This is a genomic window from Xanthomonas cissicola, assembly GCF_008801575.1.
In the GTDB taxonomy this organism is placed as follows: Bacteria; Pseudomonadota; Gammaproteobacteria; order Xanthomonadales; family Xanthomonadaceae; genus Xanthomonas; species Xanthomonas cissicola.
In genome coordinates, this window is the sequence record NZ_VZPL01000050.1 from 15,299 (window position 1) to 33,793 (window position 18,495).

Genomic DNA, 18,495 nt, shown 5'->3' on the forward strand with positions numbered 1-18,495 from the left:
CCGGCCCTAAAAAAACCGCTTTGGGGTAACGGGGGCCGGTTCGTATAGTCGATTCGACGGCCGCCGCCCCTGCCGCGCAAGCACCTGATGCGATTGCGAGGCGACCAACGTTGGCGATATCCGCCCCTTTCCACACCGCCTGCGGAGGCTCCATGCATCAGCACTTATCGCATCGCGGTCCTGGCAGCTCCTTTGCAACCACACACCCGCACGGCACCCCATGCTGAGCGCACAACGCAGCTCACCCGTCCACAGCTCGGGCGCACGCGCGGTCGCCCGCTGCGACGCATTGGGCCTGCCGCCCTACAGCGACACGCCCGGCGGGCTGTTCCGCGCCTGGCTCACCCCGGCGCATCGCGCCGCCGTGGCACAGGTGAGCGAATGGATGCGCCAGGCCGGCATGCAGGTGCGACTGGACGCAGCGGCCAACCTGGTCGGGCGCTACGAAGGCGCGCGTGCCGACGCGCCGGCGCTACTGATCGGCAGCCACCTGGACAGCGTGCGCGATGCCGGGCGCTACGACGGCCCGCTCGGCATCCTGCTCGGCATCGAATGCGTCGCGGCGCTGCATGCGCATGGGCGCCGGCTGCCGTTCGCCATCGAGGTCATCGCCTTCGGCGACGAAGAAGGCTCGCGTTTTCCCGCGTCCATGTTCTGCAGCCGCGCGGTGGCCGGCACGCTCGACCCCACCACGCTGGCGGTCACCGATACCGCCGGCATCACGGTGGCCAGTGCCTTGGCCGAGTGGAACCTGGACATCGCCCACGTGCAGCACGCGGCCCGCGCGCCGGGCAGCGTGCTGGCGTATCTGGAAACGCATATCGAACAAGGCCCGGTATTGGAAGCGGAAGGATTGCCGCTCGGCATCGTCAGCGCCATCGCCGCGCAGCGACGCTTCGCGCTGCGCTTCGAGGGCCGCGCCGGGCACGCCGGCACCACCAGCATGGCGCTGCGCCGCGACGCATTGAGCGCCGCAGCCGACGCGCTGCTGGCCATCGAACGTATCGCCCGCGCAGGCAGCAGCGACCTGGTCGCCACGGTCGGCAAGCTGCAGGTGGCGCCCGGCGCCACCAACGTGGTGCCCGGGCGTGTGGACTGCTCGCTGGACGTGCGCGCCGGCAGCGATGCAGGCCGCGATGCGGCCGTGCAGCAGATCGAACAGGCACTGGCGCAGATCGCCATCCACCGCGGCATCACCATCGCGATCGAGCCACTGCAGACGCTGGCCGCCAGCCCCTGCGCCCCGGCACTGATCACGCGGCTGGAACAGGCGGTTGCCGCGCAAGGCATCGCACCGCGGCAACTGGTCTCCGGTGCGGGCCACGATGCCATGGTGATGGCCGCGCTGTGTCCGACTGCGATGCTGTTCGTGCGCTGCGCCGGCGGGATCAGCCATCATCCGGACGAACATGTCGATCCGGCCGATGTCGAGATCGCGCTGGCAGCCATGCGCCACTTCATCGACCATCTGGGAGATCCCCTTGTCACCTGATCTGCGTCAGCTGCATACCTTCGGCGAACTCGATCCCCCGCAGCGCCTGTTGATGGGTCCGGGCCCGGTCAATGCGCATCCGCGCGTGCTGCGCGCGATGGCAGCCGATCTGCTGGGGCAGTTCGACCCGGAAATGACCACCTACATGAACGAGGTGATGGCGCTTTATCGGCCGTTGTTCGGCACCGAGAACCGCTGGACGTTCCTGGTCGATGGCACCGCGCGCGCCGGTATCGAGGCGGCGCTGGTGTCGCTGGTCAGCCCGGGCGAGCGCGTGCTGGTGCTCAACTTCGGTCGCTTCGGCTTGTTGCTCACCGAAATCCTGGGCCGCCTCGGCGCCGACGTGCACAGTGTGGATGCGCCGTGGGGACAGGTGTTGCCGCTAAGCGCGATTGCCGAGGCGATCGAGCGCGTCGCGCCCAAATTGGTGGCCACCGTACACGGCGACACCTCCACCACCATGGCGCAGCCGCTCGATGGCGTCGGCGCACTATGCCGCGCAGCCGGTGCACTGAGTTATGTGGACGCCACCGCCACCATCGGCGGCATGCCCATCGCCAGCGATCGCTGGGACGTCGACGTGGTCACCGGCGGCCTGCAGAAATGCCTGGGCGGGCCATCCGGCTCGGCACCGATCACCGTCTCCGAGCGCGCCGCAGAAGCGATCTTCGCGCGCCGACATGTCGAACGCGGCATCGTGCGCGCCGACATCGCCAACGGCAGCGGCCCGCGCATCGCATCGAACTATTTCGACCTGGCGATGATCATGGATTACTGGTCGGACAAGCGCCTCAACCACCACACCGAAGCCACCACCATGCTGTACGGCGCACGCGAATGCGCACGCGTAGCGCTGCAGGAAGGCCTGGATGCACGCTTCGCGCGCCACGCGGCCGCCGGGCGCGCGGTCAGCGCCGGCATTCGCGCGTTGGGGCTGGAGGTGTTCGGCGACGATGCGCATCGCATGACCAACGTCACCGGCGTGGTGATTCCGCCCGGCATCGACAGCGAGGCGGTACGCCGCCGCATGCGCGAAGATTTCGAGATCGAGATCGGTACGGCGTTCGGCCCGCTGCAGGGCAGGATCTGGCGCATTGGCGCGATGGGCTACAACGCCATGAAGCACAAGGTGCTGATCACTCTGGCCGCGCTGGAGGCGGTACTGCGCGCCGAAGGCTATGCCTGCACGCACGGCCTGGCGGTGGAAGCGGCACTGGCCGCCTGGCACGCGGAAGTGCAGGCATGAACGCTGCGCGCGACCTGGTCGGCTATGGCGCCACGCCGCCTGCGGCGCAATGGCCCGGCAGCGCGCGCATCGCAGTGCAGTTCGTGATCAATTACGAAGAAGGCGCGGAGAACTGCGTGCTCAATGGCGATGCGGGGTCTGAGGCGTTCCTGTCCGAAATGGTCGGTGCGCAAGCGCACGCCGGTGCGCGCGCCATGGCAATGGAAAGCCTGTACGAATACGGCAGCCGCGCCGGTTTCTGGCGGCTGCATCGGCTGTTCACCGCACGCAACGTACCGGTGACCGTCTTCGGTGTGGCGCAGGCATTGGCGTTCAATCCGGATGCGGTGGCCGCGATGCAGGCGGCCCAGTGGGAAATCGCCAGCCATGGCCTGCGCTGGATCGACTACCAACACCTGGATGAGGCCACCGAACGCGAGCATATTTCCGAGGCCATCGCCGTGCATACGCGCGTCACCGGCAGCCGGCCGCTGGGCTGGTATCAGGGCCGCACCAGCCCCAACACCGCGCGCCTGATTGCCGAAGAAGGCGGCTTTGTCTACGACGCCGACAGCTACGCCGACGATATGCCGTATTACGACCACCGCCATGGCCGCGCGCAGTTGATCGTGCCGTACACGCTGGATGCCAACGACATGAAGTTCGTCGCCTACAACGGCTTTGCCGATGGCGAGCCGTTCTTTCGCTATTTGCGCGACAGCTTCGAGCAGTTGCGCGGCGAAGGCGGGCGCATGCTGTCGATCGGCCTGCACGGGCGCATCGTGGGCAAGCCGGCACGCGCGGCGGCGCTGGCGCGCTTTGTGGACCATGTGCTGGCCAGCGGCGATGCCTGGATTGCGCGCCGCATCGATATCGCGCGCCATTGGCTGCAGGTGCACCCGGCATGAGCATTGCAGCCTCCGAGATCGATCTGCCTGAGGTGATCGCGCAGGTGACTGCCGCCTTCCATGCCTACGAAGCAGCGTTGATGCGCGACGACATCGCCGCGATGGATACGCTGTTTCATGCAGCGCCCAGCACGGTGCGTTATGGCGTGGGCGAAGTGCTGTACGGCATCGATGCGATCCGCGCATTTCGCATCGGCCGCGGTGGTTCGCCGCAGCGCCAGTTGGCGCATGTACAGGTGCATGGCTTCGGCCACGATTTCGCCACCACGCATGCCGAGTTCATTCGCGAGGGCAGCAGTGCGCGCGGTCGGCAGAGCCAGAGCTGGGTGCGCTTTGCCGACGGCTGGAAGGTGGTGGCCGCGCATGTCTCGCTGCAAGGCACGCACGCATGAGCGTGGTCGACGACCCCGGGCTGGACGATGCCGCCTTCATGGCGCGCTACCGCGACTTGTTCGAGCACTCGCCGTGGGTGGTGGAACGTGCGCTGCGTCGGCGGCCGTTCGTCGATGTGCATCGCGGCCTGATGCAGGTTGTCTACGACGCATCGCCGCAAGATCAGGTCGCACTGATCCGCGCCCACCCCGAGCTGGCCGGCAAGGCCGCGATCGACCGCACGCTCACTGCCGCATCGGCCGCAGAGCAGGCTTCGGCAGGGCTGGACCGGCTCGACGAAGACGAATTCAAGCGCTTCCACGCGCTCAATCAGGCCTATCGCCACCGTTTCGGATTTCCGTTCGTGATCTGCGTGCGGCTGCACGACAAGGCCGGCATTCTCACCGCGCTGGAACAGCGTCTGGATGCATCGCGCAATGCAGAGATCGCCACCGCCATCGCCGAAATCGGCAAGATCGTTCACCTGCGCCTGGAGGCACTGTCATGAGCCTGGCCCACCTCGAACGTACCCTCGCCCACGACCTGCAATGCCTGGCCCACGGCGGCGATGCCTGGGTGCAACCGCGCGTGCATCCGAGCGGGCACGTCTACGACGTGATCATCGTCGGCGCCGGCCAGAGCGGCCTGGGCGCGGCGTTCGCGCTGCAACGCGAGCGTGTGCACAACGTGCTGGTGATCGACGAGAACCCGGCTGGCCAGGAAGGCCCGTGGGTCACCTACGCGCGCATGCAGACCTTGCGCACGCCCAAGCACATCACCTCGATCGATCTGGGCGTGCCATCGCTCACGTTTCGCGCGTGGTGGGAGGCGCAGTACGGCAGCGCCGCTTGGGACGCGCTGGACAAGATTCCGCGCGCGCGCTGGATGGATTATCTGCGCTGGTATCGCACAACGCTGCGCTTGCCGGTGCGCAATGCCACCCGCGTGGTCCGCGTGGAGCCGCACCTCGCACCGGGTATCCATCGCCTGCATCTGGCGATGGGCGCCCCCCTGCTCGCACGCAAGCTGATTCTGGCCACCGGCATTCAGGGCGGGGGCCAGTGGGTCGTGCCCGAGTGGATCAGCCGCGCCCTGCCCGCGCATCGCTACGCGCACACGTCCGGCCACATCGATTTCGCCGCACTGGCCGGCAAGCGTGTGGGCATTCTGGGCGGCGGCGCCTCTGCCTTCGACAATGCCTGCTTTGCGCTGGAACAAGGCGTCGCCAGTGCCGAGGTGTTCGTGCGCCGCACCGAATTGCCACGCATCAATCCGTTCCGGCACATGGAACAGGCCGGCATCATTCCGCGTTTTCTGGCGCTGCCGGATGCAGACAAGTATCGGATGATGGCCAGCTTCTTCGCGCACAACCAACCGCCGACCAACGACACCTTCCAGCGCGCCTGTGCGCATGCCGGCTTCGCACTGCATCTGGGTGCGCCATGGCTGGACGTGGCCGAACGCGATGGCGAGATCGTCGTGCGCACGCCGCAGCGCGAACGCCGCTTCGATTTTCTCGCCATCGCCACCGGCCTGGTCACCGATCCGCAGCTGCGGCCGGAACTGGCCGCGCTGTCCGGGCGCATCGCCTGTTGGGGCGACCGCTACCAGCCGCCGCCGGGCCAGGCCAACCCGGTGCTGGACGCACATCCCTATCTGGGACCTGGCTTCGAACTGCTGCCCAGCACGCCCGACGATGCCGCGCTGCTGCACGGCCTGTTCGCATTCAACTATTCGGCGCTGATCAACCACGGACCTTCGGCCGCGGCCTTGTCCGGGCTCAAGGTCGCACTGCCGCGGCTGGCGCGCGCGGTGGCCGACCAGTTGTTCCTGGACGACCGCCAGGCCATCGTCGACCAATACTTGGCATACGACCAACCCGAATTCGTCGGCCAATGGCCGCAGCCAGCTCAGGCGGTGGCATGAGCACGCTGTCCACGCACGTGCTGGACACCGCCAGCGGCCGCCCCGCCGCAGGCGTGCCGCTGCGGTTGTTCGCCGGCGACACGCTGCACTTCGAGGGCGTCACTAACCATGACGGCCGCTGCCCGGACCTGGCCGCGCTCGCGCTGCAGCCCGGCCGCTACCGGCTGGAATTCGACCTTGCCCGCTACTGGCAGGTTGCCGGCGTGGCGCTGACCGATCCGCCGTTTCTGGACCGCATCCCGATCGCCTTCGGCATCGCCGACGACGGCCACTACCACGTGCCGCTGTTGCTCTCCCCGTACGGGTACTCCACCTATCGCGGCAGCTGAGCGCTGCATATTGCCGCAGCGCAAACGGTTCGGACCCTTCTGCACGGTCTGCGCTTCCCTCGCACTGCCGGCGCCGGAGCCCCCTGCGCACAGTGTCAGACCGGTTTCACTCAAGCCCCGTAGAATGGCCGCTTTCCGGCGACAGGCCGGGGCACCGGAACGGTCATGATCCACAACGATGTACTGCGCAGCATCCGCTACATGCTCGACCTCAGCGACGACAAGGTGGTGGACATCACCCACTTGGCCGACCCCGAGTTCGCGCTCGACAAGCCGCAGGTACAGGCCTGGCTGAAGAAGGAAGACGAGCCGGGCTTCGAGCCCTGCACCGATGCGATGCTGGCGCGTTTTCTCGACGGTCTGGTGCTGCGCTTCCGCGGCCGCGACGAGAGCCAGCCGCCACGCCCGCTGGAAACCCGCGTCGGCAACAACCTGGTGTTGAAGAAGCTGCGCGTGGCCTTCGAACTGAAGGACGTCGACATGCACGCCATCTTCGCCAGCGCCGGTTTCCCGCTGTCCAAGCCGGAACTCTCCGCACTGTTTCGCCAACCCGGCCACAAGAATTTCCGCCCCTGCGGCGACCAGCTGCTGCGCGCCTTCCTCAAGGGCCTGACCGCCCGGATGCGCGAAGCCGGTTGACGTCTGAGTGGTGCGCTTGGCCGACTCGGCCGGTCTGACGACGATGCCATGCGACGTACGGCTGTCGTGTTCACCGAGGACATTGGCCTGCGCGGTTTGGATCACGCATAGAGCGGATGCTCTGAAGCTTGGCTGCAGGCCATTGCCCGCCCACCATCGCGGGCACGCTGCAAGTACGTGCGCGTAAGGTCCCGCGACGGCACGCGGGCAAGGAACAGTCGCGTTGGTCGGTACGCAGTGTGTTGAATAAGCAACCAGCACTCGTCTTGCGCTGCGCCCTTCGTTTTCGGACAAACCCTCAGCCAACTGTCCGGCGCGGTGCCCTCATCGATTGCGGGACCGTTGGCGGCATGGATGCCGCCATCGAGCCCCCACGGATGGGTTAACGGCGTGTCCCGCGCGCGGTGAGGGCACCACGCCCTCGACGCAGCGAGCGTGCGACAGGACCTGCGAACCCGCCAATGCATGAGGTGCTTCGATTCCCAGCGCTTCCGCTCCAGGCTGGCCGGCGCAACGATCCTAATGACCGGTGCACTGGAACGCCCTGCACGCAACGCGAGCGCGACCAGCGCTTGCAGACATGCGTCGGCAACAGTACCCCAGGGCGATGTGTCGCCGCCGACGCTTCCAGGGAATGGATGACACTGCACGCACAGCCTGCACTGCATCCGCCTGACCCAGGTGCATCCATCCACTGATGGCGGCAACGTGCACCCCACACGGTGCGTGTTGCCACCCAGCCGCACCTTAGAGCGTGTTATGTACGTTGAGATGAGATGCGTTGGCCGTCAGCGGTGTGGAGCGGATGCTGCGCGACGCCGGCTTGGCTGGCGCCAAACCAAGCCGCGCGGCGCGCACTCGGCGCCGCTGGCGGCCAAGCCTGGGCCGCAGCGCACGCCTTGTCTCGACGCACCACAGGACGCTTCGCACTCACCTCAACGTACATAACACGCTCTAGCTCGTCGCCGCAGCGTGCCACAGCCCGTATCCTTCCCGCGCATGACCGACCCCGCTTTTCCGATCTCCCCGTTATTGCCGCAGATTCGCGACAGTCTCGCCGCGCATCCGCAGCTGGTGCTGGAAGCGCCGCCCGGCGCCGGCAAGACCACCCAGGTGCCGTTGGCGCTGCTGGACGCGCCGTGGCTGGCCGGCCGCAAGATCGTGATGCTGGAGCCGCGCCGCGTGGCGGCCCGCAGCGCGGCGCAGTTCATGGCGCGCCAGCTGGGCGAGCCGGTTGGCGAGACGGTGGGATATCGCATCCGCTTCGAGAACAAGACCTCCGCGCGCACCCGCATCGAAGTCGTCACCGAAGGCATCCTGACCCGGCTGATCCAGGACGACCCGATGCTGGAAAGCGTCGGCGTGCTGCTGTTCGACGAATTCCACGAACGTCATCTGGCCGGCGACCTGGGTCTGGCGCTGGCGCTGGATGTGCAGGCGCAAGTGCGCGATGACCTGCGCATCGTGGCGATGTCGGCCACGCTGGATGGCGAACGCCTGGCCGGCTTTCTGGAAGCGCCGCGGCTGAGCAGCGCCGGTCGCAGTTTCCCGGTGGAGATCGCGCACTTTCCGGCGCGCCGCGACGAAGCGCTGGAGCCGCAGACGCGCCGCGCGGTGGAGCACGCGTTGTCTACACATCCCGGCGATGTGTTGGTGTTTTTGCCCGGCCAACGCGAGATCGCGCGGGTGCATGGCGCACTGCAAGATGTACTGGATCCGGCGGTGCAAGTGCTGGCGCTGCATGGCGAGCTGTCGGTGGAGGCGCAAAGCCAGGTACTGCAGCCCGACCCGCAAGGCCGCCGCCGTGTGGTGTTGGCCACCAACGTAGCCGAGTCGTCGGTCACCTTGCCTGGCGTACGCGTGGTGATCGACAGCGGTCTGGCGCGCGAGCCGCATTACGACCCCAACAGCGGATTTTCGCGGCTGGACGTAGCGGCCATTGCCCAGGCCTCGGCCGACCAGCGCGCCGGCCGCGCCGGGCGCGTCGCCAGCGGCTGGGCCTACCGGCTGTGGCCGCAATCGCAACGGCTGGAGCCGCAGCGCCGCGCCGAAATCACGCAAGTGGAACTGACAGGCCTGGCACTGGAACTGGCCGCCTGGGGCAGCAGCGCGCTGCGCTTTGTCGATGCGCCGCCCAGTGGCGCGCTGGCCGCCGCGCACGAGCTGCTGCAGCGGCTGGGCGCGCTCACCGCAAGCGGCGGCATCACCGCACTCGGCCGGCGCATGCTCGCGCTGGGCACGCATCCACGCCTGGCGGCGATGCTGGCGCAGGCCGGCGAGGCGACGCGTGTCGCGCTGGCCTGCGACCTGGCCGCGATGCTGGAAGCACGCGATCCCCTGCGCCAGGGTGGCGATGGGCTGGCCGCGCGTTGGCGGGCGCTGGCGGCATTTCGTCAGGGCCGCAGCGCGGCCGACGCCAATCGCGGTGGCCTGGCTGCCATCGACAGCGCCGCCAGACAATGGCGCCGCCGGCTGCGCTGCGACAGCGTCCCGCCGTCCAGCGTCGAAGCGCACGCACTCGGCGACCTGCTATCGCATGCGTTCCCCGATCGCATCGCCGCACGCCACCCCGCCGACCCGCTGCGCTACCTGCTCGCCAACGGCCGCAGCGCGCGCCTGTTCGACCATAGCGATCTGCGCGGCGAACCGTGGCTGGTGGCCAGCGAGCTGCGCTACGAAGCCAAGGATGCGCTGTTGCTGCGCGCCGCGCCGGTGGACGAAGCCTACCTGCGTCGCAGCCTGCCCGAGCGCTTCGTGCAGCAGGACGTGGTGCAGTGGGACGCCGACAAGCGCGCGCTGGTCGCCCGCCGCCAATCCAGCTTCGACCGTATCGTGCTCGACAGCCGCCCGGCCGGCCGCGTCGATCCGGCGCATGCCGCAGGCGCGCTCACCGACGCAGTGCGTCAACTCGGCCTGGACGCCCTGCCGTGGACAGAGAACCTGCAGCAGTGGCGCGCACGCGTGCAGTCGTTGCGGAGATGGATGCCCGAGCTGGCGCTGCCCGATCTCTCCGATGCAGCGCTACTGGAGACGCTGGACACCTGGCTACGCCCGGCCTTCGCCGGCAAGACCCGACTGGACGCGCTGGATGAAGCCAGCCTGGGCGAAGCGCTGAAGAGCGCGCTGCCCTGGGAGCGCCGCCAGTCGATCGACCGCCATGCGCCCACCCGCATCAGCGTGCCCTCCGGCATGGAGCGACCGATCAGCTATGCCCTCGACCACGCCGGCCAACCGCTACCGCCGGTGCTGGCGGTCAAGCTGCAGGAACTGTTCGGCCTAGCCGAAACCCCACGCATCGCCGACGGCCGTATCCCGTTGACCTTGCACCTGCTGTCCCCCGGCGGGCGGCCGCTGCAGGTGACCCAGGACTTAAAGAGTTTCTGGGCGACTACGTATCCGGACGTAAAAAAAGAGATGAAGGGGCGGTATCCGAGGCATCCGTGGCCAGACGACCCTTGGACCGCTGCAGCCACCCACAGAGCAAAACCACGTGGCACCTGAAACACATGGACCCGCAGCGGCGGTGAAACAGACGGGAGCTCGAAATCTCCCGCGGCGCGCTACCTAACCGTAAGCCAAACGGCACCCAGCTCCGCTAACGCCGCCTATACGCATCAGCGCACAGACTGCAGATCACGTACTCAGAAAGGAAACGCCTCCGATGAGCAAGCTGACTGTGATCACCGAACGCGCCCTGGAGCGTGCCCTGGAACTGGCCGGCACTGCAGGCGACCAGTTGCGTCACGCCGCGTCCAACGCGGGCGATCAGGCACGCAACGCCGGCAGCAGCCTGCGTCATTTCGGACCGAGCGCAAGCGAATGGCTCAAGACCGGTGCCGCGCTCGGTGCGGTGCGCACCGGTGGCAAGGCTGCCAGCAAACTGGTCAAGCGCAACCCGGCCGTCACGGTTGCTGCCGCGGTCGCAGGGCTCGGCCTGATCGGCTATGCGGTGTACCGCAAGCGTCAGCGCGATCAGCAGGTGCTCGGCGGTAACGTGCATCGCCTGGATCGCGAGCACGCCAGCAATGCCAATGCACGGCGTGCCGCCTACCAGCGCCGCGGTGCAGTGACCCCGAGCGACGGCATCGAATAAGCCGACATCCGAAGCGGACCCCCAACGCCACGGCCCTGCGCCGTGGCGTTGTCGTTTATGGCATGCATGCAATCCATGCATTGATGTCAGCGTCTGACAAACCGCAGGAACTGCCATAGCGATTAGATCTAGCGACATGACAACACTCCATTTCTGAATAGCGGGTTGCGCGGTAATTAATAGCCGCGGGGATCACATCGCAACCAGCGCCATACATCGCAGTGTGAACATCACAGTGTGTCTGTGGCCGATGTGCTCCCACTTCCCCGATCTCCAGAAGTGATGGTTCATGACGGCTCTCTCTCCCACGTTACGGCCTAGCGCGCTCGCGCTGGCGTTGTTGTTTGCCAGTGCATCGCCGTTGGCGTTTGCACAATCCACCACCGGCAGCATTGCCGGCCAGGCGCCGACATCGGCCACACGCATTGCGGTACGCAGCGATACCGGGCTGACCCGCGAGGTCGAGGTGGACGCACGCGGCCGCTACGCGTTGGGCCAATTGCCGTTGGGTACCTATTCGGTCGTGGCCAAAGATGCCGCTGGCAATGTGCTGACCTCGCGCCAGGCGGTGACGCTGACGGTGGGCACCACGACCGACGTGTCGTTCGGCGCGGTGACCCAACTGGATGGCGTCAGCGTCACTGCAGATCGCGCAGCAGCGGCGATCGACGTCACCACAGTGGATTCGCGCACCGTCATCACGGCCGAACAACTGCGGCGGTTGCCCTTGGGCCGTTCGGCCGAAGCGATTGCGCAGCTGGCACCAGGTGTGGTCGGCAATAGCGGCAGCGGGACCTACAGCGGCCCGAGTGGCGAGCAACTGGTGAGCTTCGGCGGCTCTTCTGCTGCGGAGAACGCGTATTACATCAATGGCTTCAACACCACCGACCCACTCCGAGGCCTGGGTGGCCTGACCTTGCCTTACGGCAGTATCGATCAGCAGGAAATCTACACCGGCGGCTACAGCGCAAAGTACGGCCGCTCCGATGGCGGCGTGATCAATGCCGTGGGCAAACGCGGCACCAACGAATGGCATTTCGGTGGTCAGGCGCTCTGGGAGCCTGCATCCACGCGCGCCGACAAGGACGACGTGCGCTACCCGGCCAACGGCGCCTTGTACCGCCCCGACAGCCAGGACCGGCAATGGGTGTCCACCCAGAGCGTGTATGCCGGCGGCCCGTTGATCCAGGACAAGCTGTTCGTGTTCGGCTCCTATGAACTGGAGCGTCGCCAGGGCCGCGAACTGGACAGCGTGGAAGACACCAACGCCGACACCGGCTATCAATACGACCGCCCGCGCTGGTACGGCAAACTGGATTGGAACATCACCGACAATCACTTGCTGGAACTCACCGGCGCATCCAGCCGCAATGTGTATCGCGGCAGCATCTACAACTACGATTACGCTGCGCTGACCCGCGGCAGCCTGCGCGGCCAGGACGACACCACCAAGACCGGCGGCAATCTGTGGAGCGCCAAATACACCGGTTATCTCACCGACCGCCTCACCGTGAGTGCGCTGTACGGCAAGATGAAAACCGATGACTACGTCGGCAACCCCGCCTACGACGGCTCGCTGACCTATCTGTCCAACACCTCGCTGCAGAATCCCGCACTCAACGGCGGCAACCCGATCACCAACGCGCAGACGACCTCGCTGCTGGTCGACCCGGATCGCGGCAACCGTACCGACAACCTGCGACTGGATCTGAATTACGTCATCGGCCAGCACTCGATCACTGCCGGAATCGACAACCAGAACGCACGCGCGCTCAATCGCGGCTCGGTGACCTCCGGCGACGGCTATTACTGGATCTATGGGCAATCCAACCCCAACGTGCCGATCAATACCGGCCTGGGCGTGCCGGCCACCGGCGGCATCGTCAACGGCGAAGACGGCTATTACGTGCGCCGATACATCTCCAGCGCGTTGGCCTCGGTGCGCTCGGCGCAACGCGCGCAATACATCGAAGACAACTGGCAGGTCAGCGACCGGCTGTTGCTCAATCTGGGCCTGCGACTGGACCAATTCACCAACTACAACCGCGATGGCGATGCCTACATCAAGCAATCCAGCGGGCAATGGGCACCGCGCCTTGGCTTCAGCTGGGACGTCGATGGCGACGGGCATTTCAAGGTGTTCGGCAATGCCGGGCGCTACTACCTGGCGCTGCCGCTGAGTCCGGCCTTCAACGCGGCCGGCGCCACCTTGGCAACATCCACGTACTACACCTACGGCGGCATCGATGCCAACGGTTACCCCACCGATCTGACCCAGTTCACGCAAGCGGTGTCGTCCAACAACAATTACGGCGTGCTGCCCGACCCGAAGACCGTCGCCACCTCCGGCATCAAGCCCTCGTTCCAGGACGAATTCATTCTGGGCTTTTCCAAAACGCTGGGCGAGAGTTGGGTGTACGGCGCCAAAGCCACCTACCGCCTATTGCGGAGCGGCGTGGACGACTACTGCGACATCGATGCGGTCCTGGCCAAGTCCGATGCGCTGGGCTACAACGTCACCAAGCAGAGCAATCCGGTCAGCTGCTGGTTGATCAATCCGGGCAAGGCCAACACCTTCACCCTGGTCGACACCGGCGGCAACTACGTCAGCGTGCCGCTGAACAATGCCGAGCTCGGCATGCCCGCCTTCAAGCGCAACTACTACGCGCTCAATCTGTCGCTGGAGCATCCCTTCGACAGCCGTTGGTACGCAAAGGTCGATTACACTTTCTCACGCAGCTATGGCACCACCGAAGGTCAGCTGCTCTCCAACATCGGGCAGACTGCGGTGGCGACATCTCAGGCCTGGGATTACGCGCAGCTGATGGAGCATACCAACGGCCCGCAGAGCAACGACCACACCCATCAGCTCAAGGTGTACGGCTATTACCAGCTCTCGCCGCAGTGGCTGGTGTCGGCGAACCTGGCCGTGGTCACCGGCGCGCCGTTCAGCCCGCTCGGCTCGTACGGTCCCAATTTTGAAGATCCGGCTGGTTACGGCATCGCCTATCACTACTACCAGGGCCAACCCGCACCTCCTGGCAGCCAGGGTCGCCTGCCGACGATGACGCAACTGGACCTGGGCCTTGCCTACCGTCCCGACATTGCCGATGGCAAGCTCGGTTTCAATCTGGATGTATTCAACGTGTTCAATACGCAAACTGCGTTGTGGCGCTATCCATATTCGGAACTGGATCCAGGACAGCCGGATCCGCTGTATGGTGCGGCAAATGTGCGGCAGGCGCCGCGCTCGCTTCGGGTCAGCGTGAGCTTCGATTATTGAGTCTGGGTGCAGGCGACGTTTTGCCACTCTGCGCTTGAGATCAGCTCATACAGCGCTATGCAGCCGCCAGGCACGCGCGGCCGGTGCTGATGCCGTCGGTTCGCACACCGCGTGCGCGTCGGTTCAGCGCCGGCTCCAACTCGGCCGTGCGTTGGTTGTTGCTTCAGCGCGCCACTGCCCGGGCGCAAGCGCGTCCAGCCGCCAATCGCCGATGGCCACGCGCACCAGGCGCAAGGTCGGCAAGCCCACCGCTGCGGTCATGCGCCGCACCTGCCGGTTGCGGCCTTCGGTGATCTGCAGCTCCAGCCAGGCATCGGGCACCGTCTTGCGCACGCGCACCGGTGGATCGCGCGGCCACAGCTGCGGTGCCGGGTCGAGCATGCGCACCTGTGCCGGCCGGGTGGGGCCATCGTTGAGCACCACCCCGTCGCGCAATGCCTGCAGGTGTTCGGCTTGTGGCGCGCCTTCGACTTGTACCCAGTACGTCTTGGGCTGTTTATGGCGCGGGTCGGTCAGCCGATGCGCCAATGCACCGTCGTCGGTCAGCACCAGCAAGCCTTCGCTGTCATGGTCCAGACGGCCTGCGGCATAGACATCGGGCGGCAAGCCGAATTCGGCCAGCGTGCGCTTGGGCGGCTGCGAGCGGTCGCTGAATTGCGAGAGCACACCGTAAGGTTTGTTCAACAACACCAACATTGCCAATCCTGTTGCGCGGCGCGCTGCACGAACCCGATGCCGTCAAACATCTGCATGCCGACACGCGCAACGCGCCGGCATGCAGGTCTGCGTCAGCGCTTGACGAACTTCAAGGTCATGCGGTCGCTCTCGCCGATGGCCTGGTACTTGGCGTCGTCGGCCTTGTCATGGCTGTTGCTGGGCGGCAGCGTCCACACACCGCCTGGGTAATCCTTGGTGTCGCGCGGGTTGGCGTTGACCTCGCTCTTGCCAACCAGGGTGAAACCGGCGGCTTCGGCCATTGCAATCACCTGTGCCTGGCCAACGTAGCCGCTCTTGTCGTCGGCCGGCACATCGGCCTTGGCGCGATGTTCGACCACGCCGAGCACGCCACCGGGCTTGAGCACCTTGTAGAAGCCGGCGAACATCGCCTCGGCAGTGCCGGCCATGCGCCAGTTGTGCACGTTGCGGAAGGTCAGCACCAGGTCGGCGGAGTTGTCCACGCCGAAGGACGGAGACTTGGGAACATAGGATACGAGCGACGGCTTGCCATACACCTCCGGCTTGGCATGGAACTTCTTCTCCAGCTCGTCGCGCGCACGCTGCGCGTACTCGCGGCTGCGACCTTTCGGTGCCGACGCCGGGTCGACCACGGCGGCCACGTACTTGCCCTGTTCGCGCAGGTACGGTGCCAGGATTTCCGAATACCAGCCGCCGCCCGGCGTAATTTCGATGACGGTCTGGGTCGGCTTGATGCCAAAGAACGCCAGCGTCTGGCCAGGGTGGCGATATTGGTCGCGCTGCACGTACACGCGGTCGCGCCAGTTGCCATCGATGGCCGCCTGCAATGCGGCGTCGGGCGCCGGCAAGGTCGCGCTATCGGCTGGCTTTACCGCCATCGCCAGCGGCGCGCTCATCGCCACCACCACACCCATCACACATGCACAGGCCAGCTTGTTGCGGATCATCGCAGCACCCTCATCCGGGAAAAAGTAGCGCGAGCCTAGCATGCGCTCCAGGGCCTGCCTGCCATCTGCCCGTCGTGCATTCGCGCAAGGCCGGTTACGGCGTCCCGGCGCCCATATGTTCAGATCCTGTGAGCTGCTGAGGACGATCGGCGGAACGCTGAATCCACGCAGATGTCACACGCAACATCGGTGTGCGTGACTATCCTGTCGCCAGTTCGAATCAGGAGCATCCACGATGACCCAACCCCGCGCACTCGGCCGCTCCGGCCTACAGGTTCAACCAATCGTCTTCGGCGGCAATGTGTTCGGCTGGAGCGCCGATGAGGCGACCTCGTTCGCCTTGCTCGATGCATTCGTGGATGCCGGCTTCAATCTCATCGATACGGCCGATGCTTACTCCGGGTGGGTGCCCGGCAATCGCGGCGGCGAATCGGAAACCATCATCGGCCGCTGGCTTGCGCGCAGCGGGAAACGCGACAAGGTGCTGATCGCCACCAAGGTGGCCAAATGGAGCGAGCATCCCGGTCTATCGCCGGACAACATCGCAGCAGCAGTGGAAGATTCGCTGACGCGTCTGCAGACCGATGTGATCGATCTATACCAGGCGCACGAAGACGACGAATCGATTCCGCTGGAAGCCACGCTGGCCGCGTTCGGCCGTTTGATCGAACAGGGCAAGGTGCGTGCGATCGGCGCGTCCAACTACAGCGCCGCGCGCCTGCGCGATGCGTTGGATATTTCCGAGCAGTACAAACTGCCGCGCTACGAAAGCCTGCAGCCGGAATACAACCTGTACGATCGCGCCAGTTACGAAGCCGAACTGGAGCCCCTGGTGCGCGAGCGCGAGCTGGGCGTGATCAGCTACTACTCGCTGGCAAGCGGCTTTCTCACCGGCAAATATCGCAGCGCAGACGATGCCGGAAAGAGCAGCGCACGCGGTGCATCGGTAGTCAAGCAGTACGTCAACCCGCGTGGCCTGCGCATCCTGCAGGCGCTGGACGATCTGGCCGTGACGCACAACGCCACGCCTGCACAGATCGCGCTGGCCTGGCTGATCGCGCGCCCCGGCCTGACCGCGCCGATCGTCAGCGCCACCAGCGTGACCCAATTGCACGATGTGCTGGCAGCCGCACGCGTGGCGCTCAGTGCCGATCAGATTGCGCAACTCGACAGCGCCAGCGCGCCGGAGTCATCAGCACCCCGCTAGTACATCAGTGGGCATGTCGCGTCGTTGCCGTACACGCACTGCGCCCGTGACGGCGCTCCCCCGCGCAGCCGCATCAGCGGCCGTGCTCACCCGACCGCGCATGCGCGGACCGTTTGCGAGCCATTTCCCATGACGTCCATCATCAACCGCCGCATCGTACTGGCATCGCGCCCGCACGGAGAACCCAGCGCGGACAACTTTCGCATCGAAGAGGTCCCCGTCGCACCGACTGGCCACGATCAGATTCTGGTCCGCAATCGCTTCCTGTCGCTGGACCCGTATATGCGTGGCCGCATGGACGAAGGCCCCTCCTACGCCGCGCCAGTGGCCATCGATGCCGTAATGGAAGGCGGCACCGTTGGCGAAGTCATCGCGTCCAATCACGCCGACTATCATCCTGGCGATCTGCTGGTGCTGCCCGGCGGCTGGCAGACGCATAGCCTGCTGACCCCGACAACACCCTTGCGCAAGCTGCCCAAGGACGACAGCCTGCCACTGAGCACCGCGCTCGGCGTGTATGGCATGCCTGGCTTTACCGCGTATGCGGGCCTGCATGAAATCGGTAAGCCACAGCCAGGCGAAACGCTGGTGGTCGCTGCCGCCAGCGGCCCGGTCGGCGCCACGGTGGCGCAGCTGGCACGTCTGCAGGGCCTGCGCGTGGTCGCCATTGCCGGTGGCGCGGAAAAAGTACGTTATCTGCGTGACACGCTACATGTGGATGTGGCGCTGGACCACCGCGCCGACGACTTTGCAGAGCAGTTGCGCGCCGCAACCCCGAACGGCATCGACATCTATTTCGAAAACGTGGGTGGCAAGGTGTTCGATGCGGTGCTGCCGCAGCTCAACGACTTCGCACGCATCCCGGTCTGCGGCGTGATCGCGACCTACAACAGCCGCGGGCAAGCCCACCCCGGCCCGGATCGCCTGCCCGACTTCATGGGCCAGGTGCTGCGTAAACGCCTGACGGTGCGCGGCTTCATCCAGCACGATTTCATCCGCCTGATGCCTGCCTTCCTGCGCGAAATGGGCCAGTGGCTGCGCGAAGACAAAATTCAGTACCGCGAGCACGTGCTGCACGGCCTGGACAGCGCACCGCAGGGCCTGATCGACGTGCTACGCGGCAAGAACTTCGGCAAGGCCGTCGTCGCTCTCGCCTAGGGAAGGTCTGAATAACGAGGCCTGAGAGTGCGGGATGTCGCGTCGTTCCGAAGAGTGGCGTTTGAATCTTTGGAATTTCGCCATTTCTGGCGCTTTCCGTGGGAATTTCCTGGTTTACAGGCGCACGCTCCCCATAGCCGGCAGCAACTGCTTTCGCTTCATCCACAGATTGGAGAGCGCAAACAAGGTCAGCACGTGTGCGGTGTTTTTGGCCAGGCCG

General features: G+C 66.0%; 15 protein-coding genes and 1 pseudogene. 13 read left to right on the top strand and 3 right to left on the bottom strand.

The annotated features are described in order from the left end of the window. The first annotated feature begins 220 nt into the window (after nt 1–220). The 11 genes from F7R02_RS17865 (at nt 221) to F7R02_RS17915 (ending at nt 14,267) form a co-directional block, all read left to right on the top strand. Nucleotides 221–1,492: an allantoate amidohydrolase gene (locus tag F7R02_RS17865; RefSeq protein WP_078591004.1), complete on the top strand. Its 1,272-nt coding sequence runs from the start codon at nt 221–223 to the stop codon at nt 1,490–1,492. Further along, the gene (locus F7R02_RS17870) at nt 1,482–2,738 is read left to right on the top strand and encodes a pyridoxal-phosphate-dependent aminotransferase family protein (RefSeq protein WP_005915164.1); all 1,257 of its coding nucleotides are present in this window, start codon (nt 1,482–1,484) and stop codon (nt 2,736–2,738) included. Before F7R02_RS17865 ends, F7R02_RS17870 begins: the two co-directional genes overlap by 11 nt. Next, nucleotides 2,735–3,625, top strand: a complete 891-nt coding sequence (gene puuE / locus F7R02_RS17875) for an allantoinase PuuE (protein WP_078591005.1) — start codon at nt 2,735–2,737, stop codon at nt 3,623–3,625. Before F7R02_RS17870 ends, puuE begins: the two co-directional genes overlap by 4 nt. Continuing rightward, nucleotides 3,622–4,017: an oxalurate catabolism protein HpxZ gene (gene hpxZ, locus F7R02_RS17880; protein WP_011050226.1), complete on the top strand. Its 396-nt coding sequence runs from the start codon at nt 3,622–3,624 to the stop codon at nt 4,015–4,017. The genes puuE and hpxZ overlap by 4 nt, the downstream gene beginning before the upstream one ends. Further along, a complete protein-coding gene (gene uraD / locus F7R02_RS17885; RefSeq protein WP_003489397.1) occupies nt 4,014–4,505 on the top strand; it encodes a 2-oxo-4-hydroxy-4-carboxy-5-ureidoimidazoline decarboxylase in 492 nt (163 codons plus the stop codon). Before hpxZ ends, uraD begins: the two co-directional genes overlap by 4 nt. Further along, nucleotides 4,502–5,923 (top strand): FAD-dependent urate hydroxylase HpyO, encoded by a 1,422-nt coding sequence (hpyO, locus tag F7R02_RS17890; protein WP_078591006.1) that lies wholly within the window; start codon nt 4,502–4,504, stop codon nt 5,921–5,923. Before uraD ends, hpyO begins: the two co-directional genes overlap by 4 nt. After that, complete coding sequence (uraH, locus tag F7R02_RS17895; protein WP_167521055.1) at nt 5,893–6,252, top strand: hydroxyisourate hydrolase; 360 nt, start codon at nt 5,893–5,895, stop codon at nt 6,250–6,252. Before hpyO ends, uraH begins: the two co-directional genes overlap by 31 nt. Nucleotides 6,253–6,417: 165 nt before the next feature. Beyond that, nucleotides 6,418–6,891: a YehS family protein gene (locus F7R02_RS17900; protein WP_003489391.1), complete on the top strand. Its 474-nt coding sequence runs from the start codon at nt 6,418–6,420 to the stop codon at nt 6,889–6,891. 999 nt (nt 6,892–7,890) lie between these two features. Next, nucleotides 7,891–10,392: an ATP-dependent helicase HrpB gene (hrpB, locus tag F7R02_RS17905; RefSeq protein ID WP_078591007.1), complete on the top strand. Its 2,502-nt coding sequence runs from the start codon at nt 7,891–7,893 to the stop codon at nt 10,390–10,392. A gap of 160 nt (nt 10,393–10,552) precedes the next feature. Continuing rightward, complete coding sequence (locus F7R02_RS17910; RefSeq protein WP_003489387.1) at nt 10,553–10,984, top strand: hypothetical protein; 432 nt, start codon at nt 10,553–10,555, stop codon at nt 10,982–10,984. A gap of 289 nt (nt 10,985–11,273) precedes the next feature. Continuing rightward, complete coding sequence (locus F7R02_RS17915; protein ID WP_078591008.1) at nt 11,274–14,267, top strand: TonB-dependent receptor; 2,994 nt, start codon at nt 11,274–11,276, stop codon at nt 14,265–14,267. A 123-nt stretch (nt 14,268–14,390) separates the two neighbouring features. On the opposite strand, the gene F7R02_RS17920 is transcribed toward F7R02_RS17915, so the two are convergent. Together F7R02_RS17920 and F7R02_RS17925 are read right to left on the bottom strand one after the other, a co-directional pair. Further along, nucleotides 14,391–14,963, bottom strand: a complete 573-nt coding sequence (locus tag F7R02_RS17920) for a pseudouridine synthase (protein ID WP_033482849.1) — start codon at nt 14,961–14,963, stop codon at nt 14,391–14,393. A gap of 92 nt (nt 14,964–15,055) precedes the next feature. Then, nucleotides 15,056–15,910, bottom strand: coding sequence for a class I SAM-dependent methyltransferase (locus F7R02_RS17925; protein ID WP_078591009.1), 855 nt, complete (start codon nt 15,908–15,910; stop codon nt 15,056–15,058). 235 nt (nt 15,911–16,145) lie between these two features. Here F7R02_RS17925 and F7R02_RS17930 point away from each other — a divergent pair, with 235 nt between their 5' ends. Continuing rightward, nucleotides 16,146–17,117 carry an aldo/keto reductase gene (locus F7R02_RS17930; protein WP_005923853.1) on the top strand — a complete coding sequence of 324 codons (972 nt, stop codon included), beginning with the start codon at nt 16,146–16,148 and terminating at the stop codon, nt 17,115–17,117. A 129-nt stretch (nt 17,118–17,246) separates the two neighbouring features. Then, entirely contained in the window at nt 17,247–18,275 is a 1,029-nt protein-coding gene (gene curA, locus F7R02_RS17935; protein WP_078591010.1) for an NADPH-dependent curcumin/dihydrocurcumin reductase, read from the top strand. A gap of 114 nt (nt 18,276–18,389) precedes the next feature. Here curA and F7R02_RS17940 read toward each other — a convergent pair. Beyond that, nucleotides 18,390–18,495: pseudogene (locus tag F7R02_RS17940) on the bottom strand (IS5/IS1182 family transposase); the annotation flags it as partial.